Annotated in this window: 2 protein-coding genes; both read right to left on the bottom strand. The window is 48.8% G+C overall.

The annotated features are described in order from the left end of the window. Nucleotides 1–204 (bottom strand): hypothetical protein (locus AC0QH1_RS12370; RefSeq protein ID WP_324631437.1); only part of this gene is annotated, 204 nt, incomplete at its 3' end. A gap of 367 nt (nt 205–571) precedes the next feature. Then, nucleotides 572–3697 (bottom strand): helicase-related protein, encoded by a 3126-nt coding sequence (locus tag AC0QH1_RS12365; protein WP_324631436.1) that lies wholly within the window; start codon nt 3695–3697, stop codon nt 572–574. Nucleotides 3698–3880 lie beyond the last annotated feature (183 nt).

Genomic DNA, 3880 nt, shown 5'->3' with positions numbered 1-3880 from the left:
CATCCACTCGGCAACCCGATGGTTCTCCCTGGAGCAAATCGGATTTAAAAGCGTTAGTCGATCGCGATTTTGGTGAATGAGACTGCGACGAGCAGGAAGAAGAGAGTTTGGCGTAACCCCCGACCAACCACCAATAACCGACAAGCAATGAGAGATATAACGAATCACCGATGCAGATAAGCCGGTTTCCTGGCTAAGCTCCATTTGACTTATGCCATGAGATTGCACGATCTCGTCTAAATTACAGTTGCAGACAATTTCCACCGTCAAATCTTGGAGAGTTTGTCGTTCCTCGTCAGGTACATGAGGAGGAGGAGAAAATTTGGAGATGGTTTAGGAGTTGTCTTCTAATCGTTCTCTCCAATTTTAGGAGGAGACAGACCGCAGCCCTTTTCTAAAGGATTGTCAGCACAAGGGAGGCAATGCTTGCGTATTTTGGCCTCGGGAACAGGGGCTGCTGTTAGCGATAGATGTGAGAGAAGCAGGAATGACAGATTTTATACTTTTAAACGAAATTTCCCCTGAAGCTGGAAGCGCGCGCCGTACCGCTGCTCGATCGCCGTCGGGTCGTTCACGGGGCTGGCGACACAAAAGGTGAGATGCGATCGAGCAACGCTTCAAATAGGGGATTGCCAAAATTCATCAGATGCAATGAGGGATTTTGTTCGTAAACTTCAGGGGAAAAGGTGACGAGAGACTTGCGGTGATTTTCGGTTATCTCGATCGCCCCGTTTTCCAGGGGTTTGAACTGGATTCCCATTTTTGCAAAAAGTTTAGAATTAACAAACAAATTTTCGATATTTTGTGGTAAAATGGGAGTGGTGGGTAGCGGTTGGCGAATTTCTCTGAGGTCGGATTCCACATCCATTGCCACCATTTCTTCTAAGGCGGGACGCAAGGGCGGTGTTTCTAAGACAGTATCGAATTCGCTTAGCATCACCCCTTCTTCTTCCGGATCGGCACTCATCGCCGCCCGTTCGATGAAGGTGGGAACGCGGGCTAAAATCGGTTGCAAGTTGCCGACAATGGTTTGAAAGGCATCGATGCGATCGCGCAATTTTCGGTAAACTTTCGCCTCCACTGTGCCATCATAATACAAGTTGTGAATTCTCACGGTGGTGTAGTGTTGGCCGATGCGGTCTAAGCGTCCGATCCGTTGTTCCACGCGCATGGGATTCCAGGGCATATCGTAGTTAATCAACAGGCCACAAGTTTGCAAATTTAACCCTTCAGCAGCGGATTCGGTACAGAGTAAAATTTTGATGCGTCCTTCTCGAAATTGGGATTTAATGTGTTCTTTGGGAACGGTTCGCCAACTTCCCGACTGGTACAGTTCGCCGCCGCGTCCGGAATAGCAGGCCACTTGCGATCCGTATAATTGTTGTAACGCCGATCGCAAATAGTCCATCGTGTCAGTGTATTGGGTGAAAGCGATCGCACTTTCGCGGTGGGCGAGTTCTTGACGCAAAATCCCGATAAAATGAGAGAGTTTGCTATCTTCGCCGGTATTTTCAAACTGGCGTAACAGGTTTTCTAAATAGGCGATTTCTTCCGGATCTGCCCGTTCAAAATACGACTCCATGCCTTCGAGAATCGCATCATCGGCATCGTCTAAATCGTTAAGATCGTCATCGGTTAAGCTGATGCCTTCGAGTCGGCGTTGCAGGGATTCGCGGATGGCATAAAAAGAACTGGTGAGGCGTTTGCGATACAGCGTCATTAAAAATCCTAACGCTTTGCGGTTCTCTTTTTGGGCTAAATTATAAAAGTGGCGAACGTAGTCGCTGACTGCGCGATACAGGGGAATTTCCCGATCGCTTTCCAAGACGATCGCATTATCTGTGACTTCCCGTTGGGGAATATCTCGGTCTAACAATCCTCGGCGATAGTATTGGCGCAAAGTATCGCGGGTGTGGCGAAACATCAAATCTTTGAGAGGTGTATTGACGGTGAGATATTGGCGGGAAGCGGTGAGAAAGGGTCGATCTTGGGCGTATTGTTTGGCGTTTACCATCGGTTTGCCGGTTTGCCAGATATCGCGCAGTTTGTATGCCATCAGGCGATCGCGCTTTTGTAGGTAGTCTTGCAGTTGGGGACAGGGGGAACCGCCTTCCTGGAAATAATCCACTGCCATTTGCTGCCAGAATTCTAAAGTGTGGCGATCGGGTTTATCCGAGAGAGAGGCGAAATACTGACAAAAATTATCGCCATAAGACCAATGTCCTTGCAATCCCAGCAGATGCAATAAGTCGAAAATCTCGATCGCATCGATTTGCATCGGTGTGGCGGACAGTAACAGCAGCGATCGCGTTTGTGCTGTCAATTGCTGCATTAATTGCAGGAGGCGATTGGGGGTGTCTTTGCGGTTTTGCGGACTTTGCCGACGGGCGTGATGCGCCTCATCCAGTACGATTAAATCCCAAGGTTGTGCTGATAGCAATTCTCTCATGCGATCGCTGCGGCGGACGAGATGGGAAGAAGCGATCGCTAAGTTCTGACAATCCCAAGGATTTGCTGAGGGTGGCGGGGTGAATTTGGCAGAGTTGCGATCGGCAGGAATGAACTCGCCTTGCTGATAACTCCAAAAGTGCAGGTTAAATTTTTCTCGCAATTCTTCATGCCATTGGGGTTGAATGCTGGCCGGGGTTAAGATTAAAACGCGCTTGACTTTTTTGCTGATGAGTAAGTAGCGCAATATCAATCCAGTTTCGATGGTTTTTCCCAAACCGACTTCATCGGCAATCAGGAAACTTTGGGGGAATTTTTCGGCAATTCGGCGTAAAATTTTCAGTTGATGCGGCCAAGGTTGAATCGGAATGGATTTCAGGCAAAAGTCGAGACAACCGGGGGATTGATGTAAGGTTCGTAGCTGGTGAAAGGCGTCGGTTTCTTGGGGTTCTGGAGGTTCTGGAAGTGGGGGTGAGGCGCTTGAGGCGGTGGGTAAAGGACGGGTGTCAAATTCGCTTTGCGGCGTCCAAGTTGGGGGGCGATCGCCGCTGTAGCGCAACAGTTTATTTTTGACGGCTTCCGGGATATCAAATACCTGCACATTTGGGGCTAAATTGTCCCACAACTGGTCAAAGCGGAAAATTTCTTCTTGCACTCGTTCTAAGTCGCGATCGCCTTCCCAGGAACAATAAACGTGAAAGGATTCCACGTTATTTTCCCAACCGGCGAGAGATTCGTTATTGGAACCGCTAAAGGCGATTTTATCCCCCTGGGCGTCGAGTAAGATTCCTACTTTTTCATGGAACAGATGATGGCGATCGCAAACCGTTTCCGAGTCTTCTGGAATGCCGGTGGTTTTCACGGGGACGGCGATTTTAATATCGAGATAGTGGTTTTGAATCAGCCAACTGAGAATCTCGAAGTGTTTGAGTTGGGCGAAATTTTCCGGCGGGGTTAACTCCGCATCCAAACGCAACGCGATCGCCTCTCGCAGGGCATATCCTTGTTGGATTGCGGCTAAATCTTGGGGGCTAAATTGACAACCCATAATCAAGCGAATCCGCCCGCCATTGTGCAGCATCGCCCCCAAACCCCGCCCCACCTTGCTGAGAATCGCGCTATTGAAAAAACCGGACTTGCGATCGTATTGGATCGCGCATTCGAGGGCGGGGATATAAAAATCTGCGATCGGATTGTTTTCGTTGCTGGAATAGCTGATCCGCCAGTCTTTATCTTGGAAGTTTATCATATTTGGAGGGAACGGAGAATGAGATATTTATTGAGATATTGTACCCTTTTCAATTAACTGATAACCCCACGATCCGCCGGGGATTATAAATCTGCGTCTCATAGCAACACCCGCCGGGGGATAAATCCCCCGTCTAATAGCTCAAGTCGGTTGAAACCGACTGAAATGCTTCTTTGGTAACGT

It is taken from the genome of Phormidium sp. CCY1219 (assembly GCF_055795085.1).
This window is presented reverse-complemented; position numbering and strand designations above follow the sequence as displayed.